This window comes from Paraburkholderia sp. BGA-UO-ETr-F12 (assembly GCF_059567945.1).
In genome coordinates this window covers 1-23,944 of record NZ_JCAQOZ010000027.1, presented here as the reverse complement: position 1 = coordinate 23,944, position 23,944 = coordinate 1, and the positions used below count along the sequence as shown (strand labels likewise).

The window sequence follows — 23,944 nt, the reverse complement described above, 5'->3', positions numbered from 1 at the left end:
GGCCTCCCGCACCGTCGCCTGCGTTTCGCGCGGTGCTATCCCGGTGCTATCCTTTGCAGCGATCCATCGCGCCCCAGTGCCGCGCGCACGCCGCCCCAAGCGGAGGCGATCTGATTGTTAAGCGCCCGCCACGCTAATTTCGGAACCTACCGATGACAGACAACGACCCCACCCTGCCGCCGAACGCCGACAACGCCCCCGACGATCCCGAGCGCCGCCGTGTCTTGACCGGCATCGCGGCGGTCGGCATCGGACTCGCGCTGACCGGCTGCAAGACCGAACAAAGTACCGCGAGCGGCGCCGCGCCGCGTAGTGCCGCGGACTTGCGGCTCGACGCCGCGCTACACGATCAGGTCAGGCAGATCGTGGTGATCTACGCCGAAAACCGCAGTTTCGCGAACCTGTACGGTAATTTTCCCGGCGTCCAGCATCCGCTCGATGCAGTGAGCGCCGAGCGTTATCTGCAACTCGACCGCGACGGCAAGACGCCGCTGCCGCGTCTGCCGGCCATCTGGGGCGGTCTCGTGCCGCAGGCGCAAGAAGTGGACGGCAAGCGCTACATGATCGGCCAGAAAGACATCGCCAATCTGCGCAACGGCCCGTTTCATATCACCGACGCGCAAGGCGCGCCGCTGCCGACCGGTGTGATCACCCGCGATCTGGTGCACCGTTTCTACCAGAACCAGATGCAGATCAACGCCGGGCGCAACAATCAGTTTGCCGCATGGGGCGATTCCGGCGGCCTGGTGATGGGGCACTACCGCAACTCCGCCGACACGCTGCGTCTGTGGAATCTCGCGCGGCAATACACGTTGTGCGACAACTTCTTCATGGCGGCGTTTGGCGGTTCGTGGTTGAACCACATCTTCCTGATCTCGGCACAGGCGCCCTTCTATCCCGACATCCATAACAGTCCGGCGAAGAAAATGGTCTCGGTGGTCGACGGCGACGATCCGACCGGCACACGGCTCAAGCCGGCGCCGGACTCGCCCGCGTCCGCGCTCGACGGGCCGCCGAAATTCGTCAACGACGGCGCATTTACGCCCGACGGCTACGCCGTCAACACCATGGCGCCGCCTTACCAGCCGAGCAATGTGCGGCCGGCCGAAGGCGGCAATCCCGCGTTTGCCGACCCCTCGAATCCGCGCGTCATGCCGCCGCAAAACTACGCGACGATCGGCGACCGTCTGACGGAAAAAGGTGTCGACTGGGCGTGGTACAGCGGTGCGTGGCAGTACGCGCTGGAGCATCAGGACACGGGCGCGGTGCCCGACTTCCAGTACCACCATCAGCCATTCAACTACTTCGCCAATTACGCGCCGGGCACGGCCGCGCGGCGCAAGTATCTGCGCGACGCGGGCCTCGGCGACGACGCTTCCACCAACCGCCTGATTGCGGATATCGATGCCGGGCGCCTGCCGGCAGTCACGTTCTACAAACCGCAGGGCGACCTGAATATGCACGCGGGGTATGCGGACGTCGCGTCGGGAGACCGTCACATCGCTAACGTGATCGAACATATTCAGCGCGGGCCGCAGTGGGCCAATACGGTCGTGGTCGTCACGGTCGACGAGAACGGCGGCTGGTGGGATCCGGTCTCGCCGCCGAAAGGCGACCGCTGGGGGCCGGGGTCACGAGTTCCCGCGCTGGTGATTTCGCCATTGGCGAGGAAGGGTTATGTCGACCACACGGTGTACGACACCAATTCCATTCTTCGTCTGATTAGCCGCGTGCATGGGCTGGCGCCGCTCGATGGGGTAGTCGCGCGAGATCGGGCATTCGCGCAGAATGGCTTGGCCCCGCTAGGCGATTTGACCGGTACGCTGGATCTGGCCTGAGCCGTTTTTACCTGTCTCGAAGGGGTGAGCGAGCGCATCGATCACTGCGCTACCCCGTGCAGTTTCGCAATCACCGAATCCGCGATCTGCTGCGCGGTTTTGTTAATCGTCTTTTTCTCATCGCCGCCCGCCATCGCGAACTTTGCCGCGATCACGTACGGATTGAGCTTGATGACCGCGCCGGGCTTGCCCTTGCTGTCGGCTTCTTCGACGGCCTGATAGAGCGGCGGCAAATCGGCCGCGGCAAGGCTGTCGCACGATACCGCTACCTGAATATCGTTCTGACCCGCACCAAAACCGACCATCGCGCGTCTTAGACGATTGCCGTCGTCGACACTCAGAAATACGCCCCGCACCTGCCAGCCCGCGGTGGGCAGCGGCTGCGCGGGCACAAGGCGGCGCGCGTCGACGCCGCCTTGCTTCAGATCGGCTGTGAGCGCATCCGCCATCTCGTTCACGATGTCCTTTGCGTGCTCCTCTGGATTCTTGTCCTTGCCGAGCGGCCCGGGGCCGGCCGGCAAAAGACCACGCAGGCGGCGCCCACGCTGCCCCGGCCCGCTGTCGGGCGTCACACTGGACGCGTCGAGTTCGAAGTCGGCCACGTAGACGATGGGCGCCGGCGCAGCGAACGAGGCGCTATCCGCTGCGGCAGCGAGGGTCGAACCGGCGCCCAGGCACCCTGCCACCATCGAGAATTGCAGACATCGACGCAGCATGGCACGCCTCCACGGATGATCTCCCAGACGCGGCTATCGTACAGCCGCATTCATCGCGCGTACGTTTTTTCGCATCCGATCGCGATTCCTTTTTCGCCTTGCATAACACGCGCTGCGACATAGACTGATAAAGCATTACTTCGCACTTTGTACGGAACCTGCCATGCGCCTGACCATCCTCATCAACGGTTCCGATCCCACCGTCAGCCACGATTACGCTGTGCTATGGCTCGACACCGAAGAACATCGGTGGTCGCGGGAAGCACATCAAGGGATCGATCTGCCCCCTTGGGGCGAATTACACGACGAGAATGGCGTGACTACCCTCTGTGCACCGAGCACGGATGCACCACTGTGCACGCTGCGCGGATTGCACGTCGACCGCAAGCAGCGCGTGAGCGCGGCGCAAGGCGCCGCAGCCTGGACGGCGTTGCGCACGCGTGCGCCGACCAGCGGTTTCTGGCGCCTGCAAGCCGTCGATCGCCAGAACGTACATGCCGAACATAGCGTGTTCGGTAATTAGGTTCGAGCGCTTTTTTCGTTAGGCGAATTTTTTACGCGCACACCGCGCTGCCGGCGCGGTCAACGATTCGTGCGCGGGTTCGATCTTCAACGCACGCCTCGCTCTGCGCTATGCCGGCTTAAGTCCTTCTTAAGTTTGCATGCGTAGAGTTGGAAATCCACGCATTAGGGTCGCTGCAAAGCGGCCCGTTTTTTTTGTGCAAAGCTTTTGAGGCTTTGCGCCTGCGTTTCTTTCGCTTCTCCCTTTTCTTCCGCGCGCGGCATTTTTATCGCTGCTGGCGCCGCACAAAAAGCTTTCTACCTTCCGTGTTCCGCTGCGTTCCACGTCGCTCGATGAGGGTTCGCGACGCTATACTTGCGCCCCCGATCCTTCAACTGACTTACACATGAAGAAGTGGTTTGCCTGTCTGCTATTCGCCGTTGCCGCTCATGCGAGCGCGGCGCCCTCCTGCACCCAGTTCACCCCGAATGCGCAATGGCCGGTTCTGACCAATCAGAAGATGGCACCAAAAACGCGCATGCTTTGCTACAGCGATTTCGCGGTGCTGCATTCGGGTATCACGCATGGTCCGCTATGGTCCGCCGAGCATCTGACGCGCGACCATATCGAAGCCGCCAAAGACATGGTCCGCACCAACAAATTTTTCGAAGACGCGCGTTTGCCTGACGGCGAAGGCGCCACGCTCGCGGACTACAAGCGCAGCGGTTTCGATCGCGGGCATATGAGCCCGGCGGGCAATCGCTGGACGCAGGAAGCGATGGCACAATCGTTTTCGCTGGCCAACGTCGTGCCGCAGAACCGCGAGAACAATCAGCGCTTGTGGGCGCGTATCGAAACGTCGGTGCGCAAGATCGCGACGTCGTACGACGATACGTATGTCGTCACCGGGCCGATTTTCAGCGGCCAGCAACTGCAGACCATCGGACCGACCCGCGTCTTCGTGCCGACGCAATTGTTCAAGGTGGTCTACGTGCCGTCCCGCAAAATGGCGTTCGCGGTGGTAGTGGACAATGTCTCGACCAACCGTTACGACATCCGGACGATTCACGAACTCGAGGCGGCCTCGGGCATCCGTTTTCCGGGTATTCCGGAGAATCTCAAAGACCAGCGACCGGGAGGACTGAAAGGTGTTTAAACCCTATTCGAACGATGACGACGTGCTGAACATCCAGGGCGATGCACTCACCGTCAGCAACGGCACCGCGCGCGTGGTGTTGAATGGCACGCTGGAACTGACGCGGGACCAGCGCGGGCTGAAGGCGGCATTGGCATTGAAAGAAGCGATCGACACGGTCGTTGCTGCGTTGCAGGCGCAGGCCGATTTGCCCGCGAAGGTGACGGACGAGCCGGATGCGAAACCGGGCGTTGTGCAGAATCCGTTTCAATAGTGCGTTCACCGAAACGGCTCTGATTGATTCAGCACCCCGATATGTATCCGCCGTTACGTTTTGTCACCAGAGCATCGTCAACTGCTGTCTTCCGCTCAACGTTAAACCGGCAGCGCTGAAACATTTCAGCCGCGACACAAAGAACAACCGGTTCAACCAGGAGTTACATCATGAAGACGCTTTTCGCTGCTCTCGCTTCCGCTCTCGTCGTGTCGACCGCATTCGCACAAACCGCAGCGCCGTCGGCCGCGCAACCCGCACAAACGCAACCCGCCGGCCAGGCGAATCTGAAGGCGAGCACCGCCGTGCAAACCGGCGCCACGAATGAAGGCACGGCGGCAACGAAAGCGCCGACCAAGGCCGCGACGAAGGCGCATGTGAAGAAGGCTTCCGCCACGCATACGGCGAAGACACATAAAGCCACCAAGAAGACCGCTGTCGACACAAGCGCAAGCAAGACCAAGACGGAGAGTGCGAAAGAGGCCAGCAATGCCCCGGCAAAAGCCGACGGCGCAAAGACCGACGCGACAAAGACGCAATAACACGTGATCGGTTTTCGGCACGCACCGGCCACGCATGCGTAGTTAATCGAAGCCGAACTGTGCCGTTCAGGGAGGGCGAGTCTTGCGACTCGCCTTTTTTCGTCAGGGGCCCCAATTTTTGCACTGTGTTTACCCGTAGACGTCTAATCTCGAACTGTCCTGATCAACCATGGCGTCAACGAACGCCGCATTAAATGGCTCTCACGCAATCAATCGACAGCTTCGAAACGCAGCCGCTCAGCGCGCCGCCGGCCCAACGCAACAATGTAATTCCTTTCCCCACGGCTCGCGCCCGCTTGCAGGTAACCCTGCCCCATCCGCCGCACGATCTTCCCGGCACCCAACTGCGCACACTGCTTCATTCTCCGCTCGGCGTATACGTGGTCAGCACGGAAGCCGTACGTGAAGAAGTACGCGTGCAACTCGATATCGCACTCGACGACCTCGACTTCACCCTGCATACGCTGATCTCGACACTCCCCGCCGCACTGATCGGACCACTGAAGCGCCGCCATGCCGTCGCAAAGGCACGCTAATCATGTTTTCAGGTATCTGGTTGCCTATCGTTACCCCGCTGCGTAATGGCGAAGTCGACGTCGACGCGTTGCAACGCCTCGCGGACTACTACCTGAGCACGGAAATCAGCGGTTTTGTTGCCTTGAGCACGACGGGCGAAGCCGCTTTGTTACAGGAATCCGAACGCCTCACCGTATTGCAGGCGCTGAGCGATGTAATCGGCTCCCGCTTGCCGATGCTGATTGGCGTCGGCGGCTCGAGTACGCGCGACGTCCTGCATGATATCCAGCGTTATGAACGCTGGGACTGCGCGGGTTATCTGATTTCGCCACCGTCGTACGTATGTCCGGATCAGGCTGGCGTGCAATGGCATTTCGAACAGGCCGCACTCGCGACCGAACGTCCAATCGTTTTGTACGACGTGCCGCATCGGACCGGCGTTGCGATTGCACCGGACACTGTGGCGCGCCTGGTCGAGCACGGCAACATTGTCGCGATCAAGGAATGCGTCAAGGAACACTTCAGCAAGCTGCGCGGGCTGCCGATCAACGTGCTGTGCGGCACCGACGAAGCGCTGGACGACTGCCTGCACAACGGCGGCACAGGCGGCATTCTGGCCAGCGCGCATGTCTGCGCGGATCTTCTGGTCGCAGTACAGGAATTGATTCATGCCGACCGCGAGCAGGATGAACGCAACCTGTTCGCCAGCCTGCTGCCCGTGTTGCGTCTGCTATTCGCGGCGCCTAACCCGTCCGCGATCAAGGCAATGCTGGCGTTCGACCATGCCATGACCGATGAAACGCGTATGCCGATCACGCGCGCTTCGGCACAACTCGTTGAACGTCTGAGCACTGCACGCGACAGGTTGCAAGATCTGCGCGCCGAGTTCGCCCGGGCGATGAGCTAAGAGCGCTAAAGCAGAAACACATGCGCTACGAATGCGTTAATCATTCGTGGCGCAAACTTGCGTCCAGGCGCTGCATCCGCAGCACGACACGCCGCGCGTACCCGCGGCGGCCGCCGCTGTAGCGAAGCAGCGCGGCGTCGAGATCGCCACCGCTCTCGTCAAGGTAAGCACGCAAGATGGTCGTGCCGATCCGCACGTTGATCGCCGGATCGGACAAATCAGTTGTGCCCGCAATCAATTGAGGATGCGCCGCGGGCAGCACCTGCATGAGCCCACGCGCACCCGCGTTGCTGAGCGCGTGGCGATCGAAACTCGACTCGACCGACATCACGGCAAGCAGCAAGACCGGCGAGATGGCGTGACGGTCGGCTTCGCTCAATACCGCGCGCGCAATCTTCATGGATTCCAGCGGGGCGACGCGAAACTGCGCACGCAGCATGGCGGTGATATCGCTGAGCGCCGGCAAGCCGGAGTCAGGTGTTGAGTCGCTCGCGGCAGTTGGCGCGGCCAACGTCGATTGCGCGTCGGCCGCGTGGGAGGCAGCGGCAAGCGAGAAGACGATTGTCGCGAACAGGATCTTCAGGCCGAATTTCGAACCAGGATCGTGTTGCGTTTGCACACCATCCAGCGCGCTATTTCCATGCATATTTTCGCTTCCTGACCGGGGTGGCTAGACCTTACCGGGCTTGGTGTAGCGAATCGCCAAAGAAATAGGGGTGCGCCGTAAAATGCTTATAAAGAAGCGTCGCCGTGCGCGACCTCAGCACGACCCGATTCGATCAGTCCGCGGCCGGATTCAGATCGGCCAGCGCGCTGAGTTTTTGTACATCGGCGATTTCGATTTCCGCGTAACGCAACTTCAGCGCGCCCTGCGTTTCGAATTGCTTGAGCACCTGATTGATCGTCTGCCGCGACAAGGCCAGCATCATCGCCAGGTCCTCCTGCGGCACCTTGAGTACGCGCCGTATTGCACCGGGTTCGCCGTAGCCGCCTGCCATCAGCAACAAGCGCCGCGCTACGCGCGGCGCGGCGGGCAGCAAGGCGGCCTCTTCAATGGCGTCGAAAGCGAGGCGCAGTTTTTGCGTCAGCAGCAAACCGAAAGCATGCCAGTACTCGGGCGTGCGTTCGAGCAGCGCGGCAAGCGCCGCACGCGGCACATGAAACAGCTCGGCATCGCGCTCGGCATACGCGTCGTGGGTTCGCGGGCGCTTATCGAACAGCGCGATCTCGCCGAACCAGTTAACCGGCTCGATAACCGCAAGCAAGGCTTCCTTGCCGGCCGAACTCGCCGCGCCGATTCGCATCAGCCCGTCGAGCACACAATAGAGGCCATCGTCGGAATCGCCGCGCGTGAAAAGCCGTTCACCGGCAGCAAGACGCTCGATACGCCCCGCCTGAATCAGTTGCGCCTGCATGGCAGCGGGCGCCGAGCGAAACCACGCGCTGCGCGCCAGCAGCGCGGCAAGCTCATTCGATGAAAAACTCGCAGTCATAGGACGGCATCCGTGCCCGATTGTCGGCTACCCGATGGTTTCAAATTCCGCTGCCCGCGATTATGCTGACTTTGATTGAGGAGCGGCATCCATGAGAACGCTGACACAACAGCTTACGCAATACGCGGCCTACCATCGCGACCGGCGCAATATCGCCACGCATTTCGTCGGTATTCCGATGATCGTGCTGGCGCTGGCGGTGTTGTTGAGCCGGCCGGCTTTCGGCTTGGCCGCGCTGCCGTTTACCTTGTCGCCAGCGTGGGTATTGTTCGTCGCGGCGACTATCTATTACCTCGTGCTCGACGTGCCACTCGGCGTGATGATGGCCGTGGTGTCGGCACTGTGCGTCGCGTGCGGACAATGGCTCGCCGCGCAAGCTACGCTCACCTGGCTCGCCTCGGGCATCGGCCTCTTCGTGATCGGCTGGGTGTTTCAGTTCGTCGGCCATGTCGCCTACGAACATCGCAAGCCGGCTTTTGTCGACGACGTGATCGGCCTGCTGATCGGGCCGCTATTCGTGCTCGCTGAAGCGTTGTTCGGTTTCGGCTGGCGGCCGGCGCTGCGCGAAGCGATCGAAGCGCAGGTCGGCGCGACGCATATCAATGCGGATCGCGCAACGGTGCACCGCTAAAGCGCTGCGCCTTCGGCGTCATAAGCTCAACGCGGCGCGAACCGAACGAGCCGCACGCTATGCAATGCCGTCAGCGCAACCGCGATCCAGATCGGAATATAGGTGGCCAACTGCGCGGCATTGAGCGTCTCGCCAAGCAACGTGATCGAAACAAACACCAGCAACACCGGTTCGACATAGCCGAGGATGCCGAACAACGCGACCGGCAATAAACGGCTCGCCTTCAGATACGAAGCGAGCGCAAGGGTGCTGAGCGCGCCGAGGCCAGGCAACAACAGACACCACATATCGACACGTCCGCCGATCATCGCCAGCGACCCGCCAATGAAGATGAACGCAGCCGCAGCCGGCAATAGCAAGCACATTTCCACCGTGAACATGGCGAGCGAATCCTGGTTGATTTTGCGGCGCAGCACGAAATACGGCGGGTAGCCGAGTGCGACGAGCAAGGTGGGCCACGAAAAGGCACCCGTCATCCACAATTCGTGCGCGACGCCCAACGCGGCGCAGATCACAGCGAGCCACTGCAAACCGTCGAGGCGCTCGTGATAGTAGAAGCGCCCCACCAGCACCATCACGAGCGGCAGCAGAAAATAACCGAGCGAGACTTCAAGCATGCGCCCGTGCAACGGCGCCCATAGAAACACCCACAGTTGCGCACCCAGCAGAACCGCGCTGACACCCATCGCGATGGCAAGCCTCGGCTGCGTCACCATACGGTAAAGAAGTTGCCGAAGAATGGGCAGACGTTTGCGCAATACGATCAGCAGCAGCGCGCCGGGCACGGTCCACACGATGCGCCACGCGAAAATGTCGAGGCCGCTCAACGGCGCAAGCAGCTTGGCGTAAGCGGACAGTAAAGCAAACATCGCGGACGCGCCGACGGACAGCGCAATACCGCGCTTTGGGTCATACTGGTTCATTGCGCGGCCCGTGATGCAGTTGCCTGGGCGTGCGGTGCAGGTGTGTGCGGCGCAGCATGGGGCTGCGCGCCTCGAATTGTTGTCATTGGAAGTGAAGTCTCTCGATCTGGCAGCGCGTCTTGTGGTGTGAATCGGCGCTGCGCTTTTGTCTTCGGCAGGCGATGCAAGCGGGCGTAAGCGAACGTAAGCGGGCATTCTAGACGGGTTCGCGACCAACGTGCCCGTTCGCTCATTGCAGGAAGCAGCAATTTTCGCCGTGCGCATCGTGCGCCGATGCACTAGAACATAACTTCACGTGCGCGTGGCCGATCTGCAACTGCAACGCCGGCAATTTCCCGTGCAATTGCTCAAGCGCGAATCTTGCTTCGAAGTCTGGCGACGCCGTTTGCAACCTCATCCGGGACATCACGGATATTCGTAGTAACGGTCAGCCGTCATTTGCAACCGTCATCTGCAGCATCAACGAGCCGGGCCGGTAAAGGCAGTCCATACGGACTTGAGCCAGCCCTTCTTTCCCGCGGCACGCAGCAACTTCGTTTCGCCGCGCGTGCCACCGCCCGGCCAGCAATCCCGCTCATCGAATGTGACTACTGGAGCCAGCATGACCCAGCCAGCCCTATCGCACGACGCGTCGCCCGATCTATTCCGCGCGACCTTTGCCGCCGCCGTACGCGCCGGACTCACGCACACGCCGCAGAAAGAACTGCCGTCGAAGTATCTGTATGACGAAGTCGGCTCCGCCCTATTCGAAGTGATCACCGTTTTGCCCGAATACGGCGTGACACGCGCCGAGGAACAGCTGCTGACGAAGCACGCGGCGGATATCGTCGCGCATTTGCCGCATGACGTGACCGTTGCCGAACTGGGCAGCGGCAGCGGCCGCAAAACGCGGCGCATTCTGGAGGCGCTGTGTAAAAAGCGCCCCACTTCTTACTGCCCGATTGAAATTTCGCGCAGCGCGTTGCAGTTGTGCAGGCGCGAACTCGGCGACATCGAACGCATCTCGATCGTCGGTTATGAACGCGATTACCTGGCGGGACTGGCCGAAGTGAGCAGGAACCGCGCGGCGGACGAGCGCTTACTCGTGCTGTTTCTTGGCAGTACGATCGGCAATTTCGGCAGACTCGCGGCAACGCGTTTTCTGCGCGATATCCGCAACATGATTGCGCCCGGCGACGCGCTGCTGCTCGGCACGGACCTGATCAAGCCGACGCCGGTGCTGATAGCCGCCTACGACGACGCGGTCGGCGTAACCGCGTCGTTCAATCTGAATCTGCTGGCGCGCATCAATCGCGAACTCGATGGCGATTTTCCGCTCGATGCCTTCGAGCACGTCGCGCGCTTCAATCCGGACGCGCGCAGCATTGAAATGCATCTGCGTGCGAAGCGCGATCTCACCGCGCACGTTGGCGCCGCGCAATTGACGGTCTCGCTCAAGGCAGGTGAGACGATCTGGACCGAGAGCAGCCACAAATATCGCGCGGACGAGGTGCCCACGATCGCAGACGATGCGGGCTTCGTATGCAGCCATCAATGGATCGAAGACGGCTGGGGCTTTGCGGAGAGCCTGCTGGTCGCGCGTTGAGCGCGGCTCGCGCCGCTCATTGCTGCTCAGTGCTGCTCGAACCGTTCGTAGCGCTTTTCGGTGGCGCGCTCTTCGCCGGTCACTTCGGTCACGCGCGCCGCCGGCGGCCCGTGACGCAGCCACGAGAGCATCCGGTCGACCTGGTTGGCCGAACCCTGCAAGATGGCTTCGACGGAACCGTCGTCGAGATTCGCCACCCATCCCTTGATACCGAGCGCGTGAGCCTGCCGCACAGTGGCGTGGCGAAAGCCCACGCCCTGCACGGTGCCACGCACCCGCACGTAATACGTTTCGATCCGCTGATCCAGATCCGGGGCCATGCCGTCCTCTCCTCGCAATTCTTTCAAGCCGGCATTCTAGTCGCGCCGCGACGAGAATGCTCGGCCACGTTTCAGTTCGCCCGCGCATCTGTACCGCCCGGCGCGCCACGCGGCACGCGCGACACGTACAATCCGTCGACTGTCACGCAGGGAATGAAACAGAATGACCGAACAGAATCGCGATCTCGTGCTCGTAACCGGCGCATCCGGCTTCGTCGGCTCGTCGGTGGCGCGCATCGCGCAGCAGAAGGGTTTCAAGGTGCGCGTGCTGGTGCGCGCCACCAGTCCGCGCAAGAACGTCGAAGCGCTCGACGCGGAAATCGTGGTCGGCGACATGCGCGACGAAGCGTCGATGCGCAATGCGCTACGCGGCGTGCGTTATCTGCTGCACGTGGCGGCCGATTATCGCCTGTGGGCGCCGGACCCGAGCGAAATCGAGCGCTCGAATCTCGAAGGCACCGAGGCGACCATGCGCGCGGCGCTGAAGGAAGGGGTCGAACGTATCGTCTACACGAGCAGCGTGGCCACGCTGAAAGTGACCAGCTCCGGCCAATCCGCCGACGAAACCTCGCCGCTCAAAGCCGACCAGGCGATCGGCGTGTACAAGCGCAGCAAGGTGCTGGCCGAACGCGCGGTGGAGCGCATGATCGCCGAGGACGGCCTGCCGGCGGTGATCGTCAATCCGTCCACGCCGATCGGTCCGCGCGACGTCAAGCCGACGCCGACGGGGCGCATCATCGTCGAAGCAGCGCTCGGCAAGATTCCCGCGTTCGTCGATACGGGGCTGAACCTCGTGCATGTGGATGACGTGGCGGCCGGCCATTTCCTCGCGCTTGAGCGCGGCAAGATCGGCGAACGCTACATTCTCGGCGGTGAGAATCTGCCGCTGCAACAAATGCTCGCGGATATCGCGGCGCTGACCGGGCGCAAGGCGCCGACGCTGAGTTTGCCGCGCTGGCCGCTTTATCCGCTCGCCGCGGGCGCCGAAGCCGTCGCCAAGATCACAAAGCGCGAACCGTTTCTCACCGTCGACGGTCTGAAGATGTCGAAGAACAAGATGTACTTCACGTCGGCGAAGGCGGAACGCGAGCTCGGTTATCGCGCACGGCCTTATCGCGAGGGCTTAAGCGATGCGCTCGACTGGTTCAGGCAGGCCGGATACTTGAACAAGGCCTGATAAAGCCCAGACGCGGGCAGGATCGATCAGCCGCGCAAACAGCAGCGGGCCGCTTCGGCGGCACCACCGAGGTCACGCAAGTCACGCAGGTCAAGCCCGCGTTCCGGCGTGACCTGCACGCATTTTGTTACAACGTCACTGTGTTAGCGACAGGTAAAAGCCTACGCGCAGCAGTTAAAATCGTAGGTCTTACCAGAGAAACCTCGCATGAATCTTCACGAACAGCTCGGCGCGCTGGAAGTGGGCGTCGATCAGCTCATCCAGGCTGTCGTGGCCCCGCAGGCCGAAAACATCCCCGAGACATCCGCAAACGTCACGGCGCAAGAAGCGCCGGCAGCCAGTCATGCCGCGTCAGCAGCGGCAGCGGAGCGCGTGGCGCCTGAAGCCGAGAGCGCAGCGGTAGAAGCCGCGGAGTCCGCACCTGCGCCCGCCGGAGAACCGGCCGCCCGGTTGCAACCCACACTCGAAATCAACCGTCCCGCACAGAACGAGATCACCATGACCATCGGCGGTCAGACGGTGGCGCTACGCGCCGAACAGATCGGGCAGTTGATCGAGGAGTTGTCGAACGCACGCGCCTCGATGACGCCGGAACCGCCGCCGGGCATCCCGCCGGGCTGGCGCTTCGTTTCGACGAAAAATCCCGTCATGGCCGTGCAGAAGCAGTCGAATGGCGATCGCCTGCTGGTCATGCGCCACACCGGTCACGGCTGGGTGCCATTCACGTTCTCACCCGACATGGTGATCCAGATGTACATGATGCTCAGCAAGGCCTGATACAAAGGCAAGCCTGACGTAAAAAACGGCGCCCTCGGGCGCCGTTTTTCTTTTCGTCCGATAAATCGATGGATTTACGACTTTTAGCGCTCCTGCACCGGCGCCTGCACGCGCGCCTTCCATTGGCCACCCTTGCCGCGCCAGTAACGCACCGCTGAGGCAAACGTCGCGCCGACATAGAACAGCGCCACCAGCGGCAGAAACGGCGCCCACAGCGGCGAGCGGCGGTAATAGCCAAGCATCGGCGCGTACGCGCAGCACATTAGCGCCCACGCGAGCCACGCGGGCCAGCCCAACGGTCCGAGCGCCAGTGCGGCCACGGGCGGTATCAGGTAGATGATCGTCATGCCCAGCAAGGTGCCCGCCAGCAGCAGCGGCGAGTAATGCAACTGCGTAAAGGCGGTGCGCGCGATCATGTTCCAGATATCGCGCCAGCTATCGTAAGGACGCAGCGACACGCTGCGCGCCGCCACATCCAGCCGGATCGGATGACGCCCCGTGCCGCGATGCTTGATCCGCGCGGCGAGGCTGCAATCGTCGATCAGTTCGGCACGAATCGACTCGATGCCGCCCGCCTCTTCGAGCGCGCTGCGCCGGACCAGCATGCAGCCGCCCGCAGCCGCAGCCGTGCGGTTGCGCGGGTTGTTGACCCACGAGAACGGGTACAGCTTGGCGAAGAAAAACACGAAGGCCGGAATCAGCGCCTTCTCCCAGAACGAATCGCAGCGCAGACGAACCATCAGCGAAACGAGGTCGCGCTTTTCCGCGTCCGCACGGACCACGAGTTGCGTCACAGCGTCGGCCGGATGGCCAATGTCCGCGTCGGTGAGCAGCAGGAAATCGGCCGGCAGGCCAAGCGTGCGCACCGCCTCGATCCCTTGCGACTGCGCCCACACCTTGCCGGACCAGCCCGGCGGCAGCGGCTTCGCGCTCAGCACCGTCAGGCGGTCCGGGCATTGCAGTTGCAATGCGGCCGCGCGGGCAGCGTCGGCGGTGCCGTCGGTGCTGTGGTCGTCCACCACGATCACATGGAATTCGCCGGGATAGTCCTGCTCGAGCAGGGTGGTGACGGCTTGCGCGATCACATCGACTTCATTGCGTGCCGGCACCACGGCGGCAACCGCGGGCCACGTTTCACGCGGGTCGAGCTTCAGCGGCGTGGCGGGACGCGCCCGCCAGAAACCGCCGCGCGCGAACAGCAACAGGCACCAGATCAGCAGGGAAAGACAGGAAAGAAGAAACAGAACCACCACCATTAAGCATTACCCTCGAGTGAACCCGTTTCTACGCCGACGCGCCGCGACAGGCGCATCACCACAGTGCGTATCGCGACGACGCACCAGTCAAAAGTGTTGAGCACCGGCCGCTCGGCAAACACGTCGTAGCCGGCCTTCTCGATTCGCTCGAGGATACGCAGGCCGCCGTGTATCGCGCCGCACAGCTCGATGCCCAGCCGTCCGGGAATCCGCAGCGCGAGCGGCGCGCCGCGTACCAGCGTGGCCCGGACAAACGAAATCTCGTAGGCCATCAGCTTGACCCATGCATCGTCGACAACGCCTGCCTCTATCTGCGCCTCGGTCACGTTAAAGCGCCGCAGATCGGCGAGGGGCAGGTACAGCCGATCCTTTTTCCAGTCGGCGGCGACGTCCTGCCAGAAGCTGATCAGTTGTGACGCCGTGCAGATCGCATCGGCGTCGGCGAGATTCTCCGGCGTGGCGGCGCCCACCAGATGCAGCATCAGATGCCCAATCGGGCTGGCCGAGTGGCGGCAATAGTCGAGCAAGGCGGCCCGGTCCGCGTAACGGTTGTTGTCGATGTCCTGACCGCAGGCGTGGAGCAGATCGTAAAACGGCGCGAGCGGCAGTTTATACTGCGCGATCACGCTGGCGAGCTTGCCGAACAGCAGCGGGTGCACCGGTGCCGCACGCCGCTGCGCTACCGCGTCGAGGCCGGCGCGAAAGTCGGCGAGGCGGGCATGCCGCTCGGCCGGGCTCCAGTCGCCTTCATCGGCGATGTCGGCGGCGGTGCGGACAACCTGATAGATAATGCCGACAGGCGCGCGCAGCGCCTTTGGCAGCAATACGCTCGCGACCGGAAAATTTTCGTATTGATCGACGTCCATCCAGCGAGCCTCGAAACCATTCTGTAATGCGGCAGCCAATATGGGCCGCAGGACCACGTAGTTTAAGGGTTCCGTGAAACCGGTGCAGCCTGCAATCCAGCGTGTAATCATTACCAGCCGTGCACCGCCAACCGCATCATGCCGTCATGCGCCCTGGATACAACGCTGGACGGCGCACCCGCGGCGCGGCGGCAGTCCAACACCCTGACGGGCCTGTCAGAGCAAAGGCGGCCTGATAGCGTTAGAATGCGCGTTTGGTTTTGCTGTACCGGCTCGTCGCCGGGGCTCAAGACGTCAACTAGATAGATGGTCGCGGCGATAAAGTCAGATTTACCGGCTTCTTCGAAACCCGCGTCAGTCGGAGTTCGCCAATTTATGCGAGTCATCCTTGCTCAACCCCGCGGCTTTTGTGCGGGTGTTGTTCGTGCAATCGAAATCGTCGATCGCGCATTACAGCAACACGGCGCGCCCGTGTATGTTCGCCACGAGATTGTTCACAATCGCCACGTGGTGGACAACCTGCGCCAGAAAGGCGCGCGCTTTGTCGAAGAACTCGATGAAGTGCCACATGGCGCCGTGGCGATTTTCAGCGCGCACGGTGTCGCGCAGACCGTCGAGCGCGACGCGGAACAGCGCGGCCTCGACGTGCTCGACGCAACCTGCCCGCTCGTGACCAAGGTTCACGTGCAAGGACGCCAATATGTGGCGGCGGGTCGTACCCTGATTCTGATTGGCCACGCCGGCCATCCGGAAGTGGAAGGCACGATCGGCCAAATCCCCGGCAAGGTGCTGCTGGTGCAGAGCGAGGCCGAAGTCGCCCAGCTGGACCTGCCGCTCGATACGCCGCTTGCGTACGTCACGCAGACTACGCTGTCGGTCGACGACACACGTGGCATCATCGACGCCCTGCTGCGCCGTTTCACCGACATCGTCGGTCCCGACACGCGCGACATCTGCTACGCCACGCAAAATCGCCAGGCGGCGGTGCGCGAGTTGAGCAAAGAAGTCGATGTGCTGCTGGTGGTGGGCGCGACCAATAGTTCGAACTCGAACCGGCTGCGCGAAATCGGCAGCGAAACCGGCGTGGCGAGTTACCTCGTCGCCGACGGTTCGGAAGTAAAGCCGGAGTGGTTTGCCAACGTGCAAACTGTCGGCATTACGGCCGGTGCTTCGGCACCGGAAGAAATGGTGAAGAACGTAATCGATGCGCTGCGCGCATTGGGGCCCGTCGATGTCACGACGATGGCGGGCCGTGAAGAAAAAGTCGAATTCAAGTTGCCATCGAAACTGATGCAACCACTCGCTGCACGCGAAGTTTAAGGAGGACGTCTTGTCTATTCCGCTGCTACAGAAAGTCCGGGTCGGCGCCTACATCATGCGCCAGCATATGTCTGGCAACAAACGCTACCCGCTCGCATTGATGCTGGAACCGCTGTTCCGCTGCAATCTTGCCTGCAATGGCTGCGGCAAGATCGATTATCCGGATCCCATCCTGAATCAACGTCTGTCGCTCGAAGAATGCCTTGGCGCAGTCGACGAATGCGGCGCACCGGTGGTGTCGATCGCAGGCGGCGAGCCGCTCCTGCACAAGGAAATGCCGCAGATCGTGAAGGGCATCATCGCGCGCAAGAAGTTCGTGTACCTGTGCACGAATGCATTGCTGATGGAAAAGAAGATGGACGACTACGAGCCGAATCCGTACTTCGTCTGGTCGGTTCACCTCGACGGCGATAAGGAAGCGCACGACCACTCGGTGTCGCAGGAAGGCGTGTACGAAAAAGCTGTCGCCGCCATCAAGGAAGCGAAACGCCGTGGTTTCCGCGTGAACATCAACTGCACGCTGTTCAACGACGCCGTGCCGGAACGCGTGGCCGCCTTCTTCGATACGCTCGGCCCGATGGGCGTGGACGGCATCACCGTCTCGCCGGGTTATGCGTATGAGCGCGCGCCGGATCAGCAGCACTTCCTGAATCGCGACAAGACCAAGCAGCTGTTCCGTGAGATTTTCAAGCGCGGCAACAACGGCAAGAACTGGTCGTTCAGCCAGTCGGGCATGTTCCTCGACTTCCTGGCCGGCAATCAGACCTACGAGTGCACGCCTTGGGGCAACCCGGCGCGTACCGTGTTCGGCTGGCAGAAGCCGTGCTATCTGGTCGGCGAAGGCTACGTGAAGACCTTCAAGGAATTGATGGAAACCACGGAGTGGGAAAAGTACGGCACGGGCAACTACGAGAAGTGCGCGGATTGCATGGTGCACTGCGGCTTCGAGGCGACTGCCGTGATGGATACGGTGGCGCACCCGTTGAAGGCATTGAAGGTCAGCCTGCGCGGTCCGAAGACTTCGGGTGCCTTCGTGAAGGACATTGCTCTGGATAAGCAACGTCCGGCCGAGTACGTCTTCTCGCGCCACGTCGAAATCAAGCTGGAAGAGATCGGGCGTGCGGGTACGGGCAAGAAGGTGCAGACGGCGGCTTCCGCTTCCGCGCATTAATTGTTATGAGGGGCGGCTGAGTGCCGCTCCTGATGCAGTTTTGTCCGTTCCCTGCTGGATATATTGCAAAAAAAGCGCGCTGGCCTGAATGCCACCGCGCTTTTTCTTTTCCTGCGACTTGGGCTCGTTTAGCCGCCGCTTCGGGCGTTATGCGCAGTCAGGAACTTGATCAGCCCGTCGATGCCGCCTTTGGAAATCTGATCGGCGAACTGCGTCTGATAAACCTGAATCAGCCACGCGCCCATCATGTTGATGTCGTAAATTTTCCAACCGTTGGCACCCTTGGTCAGCCGGTAATCGATGGCGTCATCGCCACCATTGCTGATCACGTGCGACTGCACCACCAGGTCCTTGGCGCCGGCCGGCACCGTGACGGGCAAGAACTTGAACTTCACGTCCTGATCGCGCAACTGCGAAAGCGATGCGGCATAGGTGCGTACCAGTAGCAGCGTAAACTGGTCGTATAACTGCTTCTGCTGTTCCGGGGTCGCCGTACTCCAGGCCTTCCCTACCGCGATTCGCGTGGTCCGCTGAAAATCGGTAGCCGGCACAAAGCGCGTTTGAACCAGCTCGGTAATCTTGGCCATATCGCCACCGCGCGCCTGCGGGTCGGCCTTCATCGCGGCAACGGTGCCTTCAACGGCAGTCTTCACCACGGCATCAGGCGCGCTTTGCGCATAGGCGACCGTGGACACCACGGCCGCAGCCAGAAAAGCAGACAGATAACGTTTCATACGCTCGCCACAACCCAAAAAAGTAAGCGCCGGCTGGCTCAAGAGCCCACGGCGAAAGCAGGATAGACCAGTATACCGATATTGCGTTCCCACCCCAGCCTCGACGCCCGGGAGCCTGCCTTGCTACCGAAGTGGAGCCGATTCGCTCCGGCTCTGTATACTTGTGCACTTTCGTCAAAAACACCACTCGTGATAAGGCCCCCTCCGCCTACATGCTGAAGTCATCTATCGTCCGTCTCGTCGCCTATTCGGTGCGCCATCCGTTACGGATCATCGCCCTGTCCGTCGTGCTCGCCATACTGAGCAGCATCTACGTCGCCCATAACTTCAAGATCAACACGGACATCAGCCGTCTCATCGAGACCGACAAGCAATGGTCGTCGCTCGAAAACGCCATGGATAAGGCGTTCCCCGACCGGGGCGATACGGTGCTGGTAGTGGTAGAAGCCCGCGCGCCCGAGTTTGCCGATGCCGCGGCCAATGCGCTGACGGCCGCGCTCAAAGCCGATTCCAAGGAGTTCGTCGCGGTGTCGCAACCTGCCGGCGGCCCCTTCTTCGATCACAACGGCCTGCTGTTTCCATCCACCGATGAAGTCCTCTCGACGACCTCGCAGCTCGTTCAATCGCGTCCGCTCGTCAATGCACTTGCGCACGATCCGAGCCTGACCGGCCTCGCCGGCACGCTCACCACGAGTCTGTTGCTGCCGCTCCAGCTTGGGCAGGTGAAACTGGCCGACATGAGCCATTTGCTGTCGCAAAGCGCCACCACGCTCGACCGCGTGCTGGCTGGCCAGCCGGCGGCGTTCTCGTGGCGTGCGCTGGTCGACAAGGGGGTCGCCACGGATCCGGCGCGCGCCTTCGTCACGGTGCAGCCGGTTGTGAACTACGACGCGCTGGAGCCGGGCGCGAGCGCGTCGAAAGCGATCCGCGCCACCGCCGCTTCGCTGCATCTCGATACGCGCTACGGCGCCACGGTCCGTCTGACCGGCCAACAGCCGCTCGCGGATGAAGAATTCGCGTCGGTCCAGGACGGCGCCGTGCTCAACGGCATCGGCACCTTCATCGTCGTACTGGTCATTCTTTGGCTGGCGCTGCGCTCGGGCCGCATGATCCTCGCCGTGTTCATCACGCTGTTCGTGGGGCTTGCGATCACCGCGGCGCTCGGCCTGCTGATGGTCGGCGCGCTCAATATGATTTCGGTCGCCTTCATGGTGCTGTTCGTCGGGCTCGGGGTCGATTTCGGCGTGCAGTTCGGCGTCAAATACCGTGAGGAGCGCAATCGCGACGACCGCCTTTCCGCCGCCCTGATGCATACCGCGCACAGCATCGGCGTGCCGCTGACGCTCGCAGCCGTAGCGGTCGCGCTGAGCTTCTTCTCGTTCCTGCCGACGGCTTATCGCGGCGTGTCGGAATTGGGCGAGATCGCCGGTGTCGGCATGTTCGTCGCGTACTTCACCAACATGACGCTGCTGCCGGCGCTGCTGAAGATCTTCAACCCGCCGGGCGAAGCCGCTTCGCCCGGCTTCAAGCAACTCGCCCCGGTCGACGATTTCCTCGACCATCATCGCAAGCCGGTGCTGATCGGCACGCTGCTCGTCGTGATCGGCGCCACGCCCTTGCTCACGCATCTGCGTTTCGACTTCAACCCGTTGCACTTGAAAGACCCGCATACGGAATCGATGGCGACGCTGCTGTCGCTGAAGGATTCGCCGGAAGCGGCGGTCAACAACGTTCATGTGCTGGCGCCGACGCTGGCGGATGCGGACCAGAAGGCCGCCCATTTGCGCACGCTGCCGGAAGTGGGCCGCGTGACTACGCTGGACAGCTTCGTTCCCGCCGAGCAGCAGCAAAAACTGATGCTGATTGCGAGTGCCGCACAGCAACTCTTGCCTGCGCTGCAGCAACAGCCCGCCCCTCAAGCCACGGACGCGGTGCGCGTCGCCGCATTGAAGCGCGCGTCGAACCAGCTCTCGCTCGCCGCCGACGATCACCCGGGCCCGGGCGCCGCCGAAGCCAAGCATCTGTCGGCCACGCTGCAGAAGCTGGCCGCCGCCGACGCCGCCACGCGCGACCGCGCCGAAACTGCGATGTCCGAACCGCTGCGCATCGCGTTGAAGCAACTGGCGGATCTATTGCAGCCGACCGAGATTACGCGTGACAACCTGCCCAAGGAGATCTCAAAGGATTGGGTTTCGAAAGACGGCCACGCGCTCGTCGACATTGCGCCGAAGGTCAAACCCGGCGTCGATCCGAACGACGACGCGATGCTCGCCCGCTTCGCCCACGCGGTGAAGAAGGCGGAGCCGGGTGCGATCGGCGGTCCGATCTCGATCCTGCATTCCGCGGACACGATCATCAAGGCCTTCCTGCAGGCTGCCTGTTGGGCCTTGCTGTCGATCGCGATTCTGCTGTGGATTGCATTGCGGCGACTCAGCGACATGCTGCGCACGCTGGTTCCGTTGCTGGTATCGGCGCTGGTGACATTGGAGTTGTGCGTGGTGTTCGGCATGCCGCTGAACTTCGCGAACATCATTGCGCTACCGCTGATGCTCGGCGTCGGCGTAGCATTCAAGATTTACTTCGTCATGGCGTGGCGCCACGGGCAGACTAGCCTTTTGCAGTCGAGCCTTACGCATGCCGTATTGTTCAGCGCGGCGACCACGGCGACGGCGTTCGGCAGCCTCTGGCTTTCGCACCATCCGGGTACGTCGAGTATGGGGCGCTTGCTGGCACTCTCATTGTTTTGCACACTGATCGGTGCGGTGGTGTTCCAACCCGTGCTGATGGGCAAGCCGCGCCAACGTCGCGGAAAGCAGAAAGGAATCTAGGCATGAAGCTGCGAACCACCGTGCTGGCGCTCGCCGCCACCGGGCTGATCTCTGGTTGCGCGACCGGGCCCGACCGCAAACCGGGCGACCCGTTCGAGCCGGCCAACCGCGTGATTTTCAAGTTCAACGACGGTTTGGACCGCTTCGTCGCCGTTCCGGTCGCCAAGGGATACCAGAAAGTGACGCCGCAGCCCTTGCGCACCGCGGTCAGCAACTTCTTCTCGAATCTGGGCGACCTGACCAACGCCGCCAACAACCTGTTGCAACTGAAGATCACGGACGCGACGGAAGACATCGTGCGCTTCGCGTTCAACTCGACCTTCGGCCTCGGCGGCCTGCTCGACTGGGCGACGCCGGCTGGCCTGCCGAAGCACCACCAGGACTTTGGTCTGACGCTGGGCCACTGGGGCATTCCGTCCGGCCCGTACCTTGTGTTGCCGCTATTCGGTCCGAGCACGGTGCGTGACAGCATGGGTCTGGTGGTGGACGTGAAGTTCAACCCGCTGAACTACATCGAGCCGGCGGTACGCAATCCGCTGTACGTGCTGCAATTCGTGAGCGTACGTTCCGACTTGCTGGGGGCATCCAGCCTGCTGGAGCAGGCTGCCCTGGACAAGTATTCATTCGTCCGCGACGCCTATACGCAGCAGCGCAAAGCGCGGCTGCGCGGCACGAGCGACAACGCCGCACCGCTCCCGAACTACGACGACGAGGGCGGCAACTCCGGCGCAGCCGCGCCCGCCAAGGGCGCTTCGGGCGCATCAGGTGCAGCGACCGGCGTGCCCGACTACACGGACCCAGGCGACGCCGCCGAGGCCCCGAACGCCGCGTCAGGAAGCGCCACAGGCGCCCCGGCGGGCGTACCGAACTACACGGACCCGGGCGACGCACCGAGCGCCCCAGCGGCCGCGCCCGCGGCAGCGTCGGGCGCAGTGCCTGCGGCACCGACCAACCAAACCGCGCCCGCGGACAAAAAACTGCCGGAGGCAGTACCTGCAACGCAGTAAGGGATCAAGTCAGATACTTTGGAGCGCACTGCGCTCCAAAGAAAAGCAGACTGAAGTAGACGGTTTGAAGAAGTACCGTGTCGGCGCGCGAAGCGCCGCCGGAAGTATGACGGCCTTGTCACTGGGGCTGAATGTGCGGGAACACAGATTCCAGATGCACCACTACCGTGGCTGTGCGGGGGACCCGCTTAAGAGCTGGCGGTGTGAAGCCGCTTTCTTTGCAGCGGGGCGGCGGCAAAGAAAGTAAGTGCCGCACCGCACAGGGGCAACGTGCGGACAAACCCTACCTCCATGAAACTCTTAGCTGGTAGGGCTCACAGCGCTTCTCCTGAGAGTTGAGAGATTTTCCCCTATTTGCTAAGGGGAGCCATAGGGGAGTCTCTGCGGACCGGATGCAGAGACCCGAGCGCGTCGAAAGCTACATTTCATCATTGAAAGAGTGCCGACGACGCTTCCAACGCAAGGCGCGCCGGTGAGTTGCGCATTCCAGGCAACAAACTAGACAAAGTCTGTCTTTGACGCACAAGCGATATGCACCGTGAACGGCTATACCGATTATCGGCAATTTGCCAGCGGTCGTGACGCGTGCATTACGCGGCTCGGATTCAATTACGCAATCCTGGCCAACCTGACCGCTTCAGGTTATGGAGACCGTTGGTGTTTTCAAACGTATGTCGCCGCATGGCACGCACTTGAGGCCTGGAACGGGACGGACGAAACCGAGCCGCAAGGATGGCACCGCCACCCTGCCAGTGGGCGACGTCGGCCAGACGGTGACGCGTCTAAAGAATACGTGTACCGGTAAGTCGGGAAAGTCTATGAACACCGACGACCGCAACACCGTGAACTTCCCAATGCTAGAGGACGGACAGCGATGAGCGAAACGAAGAAAGGCGATTCACCGACTGCCGGTGTGGTCACCGGTCAGCAGTTGGCGCACCTGTTCGACGCTGTGCGCAAACTCGGTACAGCGGACGGCTGCGAGGCCGCTTACGGTGATGTCCTGAAAGACCTAAAGATCGCACTGAGCGAGGCCGAAGCAGAACTGGAGCCTACACCGGACAACCCTGTGATTCCCAGCACGATTATCGTGCTGGGAAAACTCGTCAGGCGGCTTGAACCCGCGCCCAAACACTACGCAGAAAAAGCGGTCGAGCGCACCGAGCGCCTGATTGATTTGTGCCGCCGCATTGGCCTGGTCAAAGTTGACCATAAGGGGTCTTTGGCGTCGCACTATCACATGCGGAATGCGACTGGGCGGACGCCGACACGCAAAACATGAGGTTGCAATCAGGCAGTAAAGACGTAAGCGAGTCCACCGTACCGTCTGTTCATAACGATGCGGCTTCGGCATTCTGATTCCCACTAGATCTGGTGGGAATCAGAATGATGGAAGTGAGCGCACCGGGCCGGCGACGCGGCTCGA

Annotated in this window: 24 protein-coding genes; 16 read left to right on the top strand and 8 right to left on the bottom strand. The window is 62.1% G+C overall.

The genetic code is table 11. From position 1 onward, the window contains the following. The first annotated feature begins 152 nt into the window (after positions 1 to 152). Positions 153 to 1,838, top strand: coding sequence for an acid phosphatase (locus tag AC57B6_RS11040; protein ID WP_144194497.1), 1,686 nt, complete (start codon positions 153 to 155; stop codon positions 1,836 to 1,838). Positions 1,839 to 1,879: 41 nt separating this feature from the next. Here AC57B6_RS11040 and AC57B6_RS11035 read toward each other — a convergent pair whose 3' ends face one another. Beyond that, complete coding sequence (locus AC57B6_RS11035; protein ID WP_496421318.1) at positions 1,880 to 2,554, bottom strand: DUF4410 domain-containing protein; 675 nt, start codon at positions 2,552 to 2,554, stop codon at positions 1,880 to 1,882. Between the two features lie 163 nt (positions 2,555 to 2,717). On the opposite strand from AC57B6_RS11035, the gene AC57B6_RS11030 reads away from it, so the two are divergent. The 6 genes from AC57B6_RS11030 to AC57B6_RS11005 all read left to right on the top strand — a co-directional run bounded on the left by AC57B6_RS11030 (position 2,718) and on the right by AC57B6_RS11005 (position 6,430). Then, on the top strand, positions 2,718 to 3,077 hold the full coding sequence (locus AC57B6_RS11030; protein WP_106356155.1) for a DUF3564 domain-containing protein: 360 nt from the start codon (positions 2,718 to 2,720) through the stop codon (positions 3,075 to 3,077). A gap of 385 nt (positions 3,078 to 3,462) precedes the next feature. After that, complete coding sequence (locus tag AC57B6_RS11025; RefSeq protein ID WP_279224497.1) at positions 3,463 to 4,212, top strand: DNA/RNA non-specific endonuclease; 750 nt, start codon at positions 3,463 to 3,465, stop codon at positions 4,210 to 4,212. Next, positions 4,205 to 4,465, top strand: coding sequence for a hypothetical protein (locus AC57B6_RS11020; RefSeq protein WP_496421317.1), 261 nt, complete (start codon positions 4,205 to 4,207; stop codon positions 4,463 to 4,465). The genes AC57B6_RS11025 and AC57B6_RS11020 overlap by 8 nt, the downstream gene beginning before the upstream one ends. Before the next feature lie 170 nt (positions 4,466 to 4,635). Further along, the gene (locus tag AC57B6_RS11015; protein ID WP_106357575.1) at positions 4,636 to 5,007 is read left to right on the top strand and encodes a hypothetical protein; all 372 of its coding nucleotides are present in this window, start codon (positions 4,636 to 4,638) and stop codon (positions 5,005 to 5,007) included. Positions 5,008 to 5,201: 194 nt separating this feature from the next. After that, positions 5,202 to 5,543 carry a hypothetical protein gene (locus tag AC57B6_RS11010; RefSeq protein ID WP_028195944.1) on the top strand — a complete coding sequence of 114 codons (342 nt, stop codon included), beginning with the start codon at positions 5,202 to 5,204 and terminating at the stop codon, positions 5,541 to 5,543. 2 nt (positions 5,544 to 5,545) lie between these two features. Continuing rightward, complete coding sequence (locus AC57B6_RS11005) at positions 5,546 to 6,430, top strand: 4-hydroxy-tetrahydrodipicolinate synthase family protein (protein ID WP_496421316.1); 885 nt, start codon at positions 5,546 to 5,548, stop codon at positions 6,428 to 6,430. Between the two features lie 40 nt (positions 6,431 to 6,470). Here the strand turns inward: AC57B6_RS11005 and AC57B6_RS11000 are convergent, their stop codons facing one another. Both AC57B6_RS11000 and AC57B6_RS10995 read right to left on the bottom strand, forming a co-directional pair. Beyond that, the gene (locus tag AC57B6_RS11000; RefSeq protein ID WP_496421315.1) at positions 6,471 to 7,076 is read right to left on the bottom strand and encodes a lytic transglycosylase domain-containing protein; all 606 of its coding nucleotides are present in this window, start codon (positions 7,074 to 7,076) and stop codon (positions 6,471 to 6,473) included. Positions 7,077 to 7,209: 133 nt separating this feature from the next. After that, positions 7,210 to 7,923, bottom strand: a complete 714-nt coding sequence (locus AC57B6_RS10995; protein ID WP_178370596.1) for a Crp/Fnr family transcriptional regulator — start codon at positions 7,921 to 7,923, stop codon at positions 7,210 to 7,212. A 91-nt stretch (positions 7,924 to 8,014) separates the two neighbouring features. Here AC57B6_RS10995 and AC57B6_RS10990 point away from each other — a divergent pair, with 91 nt between their 5' ends. Then, the gene (locus AC57B6_RS10990; protein WP_030103714.1) at positions 8,015 to 8,554 is read left to right on the top strand and encodes an Mpo1 family 2-hydroxy fatty acid dioxygenase; all 540 of its coding nucleotides are present in this window, start codon (positions 8,015 to 8,017) and stop codon (positions 8,552 to 8,554) included. 26 nt (positions 8,555 to 8,580) lie between these two features. Here the strand turns inward: AC57B6_RS10990 and rarD are convergent, their stop codons facing one another. After that, a complete protein-coding gene (gene rarD, locus AC57B6_RS10985; RefSeq protein WP_030103713.1) occupies positions 8,581 to 9,477 on the bottom strand; it encodes an EamA family transporter RarD in 897 nt (298 codons plus the stop codon). Positions 9,478 to 10,078: 601 nt separating this feature from the next. On the opposite strand from rarD, the gene egtD reads away from it, so the two are divergent. Then, positions 10,079 to 11,062 (top strand): L-histidine N(alpha)-methyltransferase, encoded by a 984-nt coding sequence (egtD, locus tag AC57B6_RS10980; protein WP_028195950.1) that lies wholly within the window; start codon positions 10,079 to 10,081, stop codon positions 11,060 to 11,062. Between the two features lie 26 nt (positions 11,063 to 11,088). On the opposite strand, the gene AC57B6_RS10975 is transcribed toward egtD, so the two are convergent. Beyond that, on the bottom strand, positions 11,089 to 11,382 hold the full coding sequence (locus AC57B6_RS10975) for an acylphosphatase (protein ID WP_028195951.1): 294 nt from the start codon (positions 11,380 to 11,382) through the stop codon (positions 11,089 to 11,091). A gap of 163 nt (positions 11,383 to 11,545) precedes the next feature. Here AC57B6_RS10975 and hpnA point away from each other — a divergent pair, with 163 nt between their 5' ends. Together hpnA and AC57B6_RS10965 are read left to right on the top strand one after the other, a co-directional pair. Further along, positions 11,546 to 12,559: a hopanoid-associated sugar epimerase gene (hpnA, locus tag AC57B6_RS10970; protein WP_028195952.1), complete on the top strand. Its 1,014-nt coding sequence runs from the start codon at positions 11,546 to 11,548 to the stop codon at positions 12,557 to 12,559. A 207-nt stretch (positions 12,560 to 12,766) separates the two neighbouring features. Next, the gene (locus AC57B6_RS10965) at positions 12,767 to 13,336 is read left to right on the top strand and encodes a hypothetical protein (protein WP_046572097.1); all 570 of its coding nucleotides are present in this window, start codon (positions 12,767 to 12,769) and stop codon (positions 13,334 to 13,336) included. 83 nt (positions 13,337 to 13,419) lie between these two features. Here the strand turns inward: AC57B6_RS10965 and AC57B6_RS10960 are convergent, their stop codons facing one another. Together AC57B6_RS10960 and hpnC are read right to left on the bottom strand one after the other, a co-directional pair. Beyond that, positions 13,420 to 14,592 (bottom strand): glycosyltransferase, encoded by a 1,173-nt coding sequence (locus AC57B6_RS10960; RefSeq protein ID WP_496421314.1) that lies wholly within the window; start codon positions 14,590 to 14,592, stop codon positions 13,420 to 13,422. Beyond that, the gene (hpnC, locus tag AC57B6_RS10955) at positions 14,592 to 15,458 is read right to left on the bottom strand and encodes a squalene synthase HpnC (protein ID WP_491564891.1); all 867 of its coding nucleotides are present in this window, start codon (positions 15,456 to 15,458) and stop codon (positions 14,592 to 14,594) included. Before hpnC ends, AC57B6_RS10960 begins: the two co-directional genes overlap by 1 nt. Before the next feature lie 375 nt (positions 15,459 to 15,833). Here hpnC and ispH point away from each other — a divergent pair, with 375 nt between their 5' ends. Continuing rightward, positions 15,834 to 16,778, top strand: a complete 945-nt coding sequence (gene ispH / locus AC57B6_RS10950) for a 4-hydroxy-3-methylbut-2-enyl diphosphate reductase (RefSeq protein ID WP_028195957.1) — start codon at positions 15,834 to 15,836, stop codon at positions 16,776 to 16,778. 10 nt (positions 16,779 to 16,788) lie between these two features. After that, complete coding sequence (gene hpnH / locus AC57B6_RS10945) at positions 16,789 to 17,949, top strand: adenosyl-hopene transferase HpnH (protein WP_028195958.1); 1,161 nt, start codon at positions 16,789 to 16,791, stop codon at positions 17,947 to 17,949. Positions 17,950 to 18,077: 128 nt separating this feature from the next. On the opposite strand, the gene AC57B6_RS10940 is transcribed toward hpnH, so the two are convergent. Continuing rightward, positions 18,078 to 18,683: an MlaC/ttg2D family ABC transporter substrate-binding protein gene (locus AC57B6_RS10940; protein ID WP_496421313.1), complete on the bottom strand. Its 606-nt coding sequence runs from the start codon at positions 18,681 to 18,683 to the stop codon at positions 18,078 to 18,080. 212 nt (positions 18,684 to 18,895) lie between these two features. Here AC57B6_RS10940 and hpnN point away from each other — a divergent pair, with 212 nt between their 5' ends. The 3 genes from hpnN to AC57B6_RS10925 all read left to right on the top strand — a co-directional run bounded on the left by hpnN (position 18,896) and on the right by AC57B6_RS10925 (position 23,800). Continuing rightward, positions 18,896 to 21,511 carry a hopanoid transporter HpnN gene (gene hpnN, locus AC57B6_RS10935; RefSeq protein WP_496421312.1) on the top strand — a complete coding sequence of 872 codons (2,616 nt, stop codon included), beginning with the start codon at positions 18,896 to 18,898 and terminating at the stop codon, positions 21,509 to 21,511. A gap of 2 nt (positions 21,512 to 21,513) precedes the next feature. Further along, positions 21,514 to 22,518, top strand: coding sequence for an MlaA family lipoprotein (locus tag AC57B6_RS10930; RefSeq protein ID WP_496421311.1), 1,005 nt, complete (start codon positions 21,514 to 21,516; stop codon positions 22,516 to 22,518). An 874-nt stretch (positions 22,519 to 23,392) separates the two neighbouring features. Then, positions 23,393 to 23,800 (top strand): hypothetical protein, encoded by a 408-nt coding sequence (locus AC57B6_RS10925; RefSeq protein ID WP_144194508.1) that lies wholly within the window; start codon positions 23,393 to 23,395, stop codon positions 23,798 to 23,800. Positions 23,801 to 23,944: the final 144 nt, after the last annotated feature.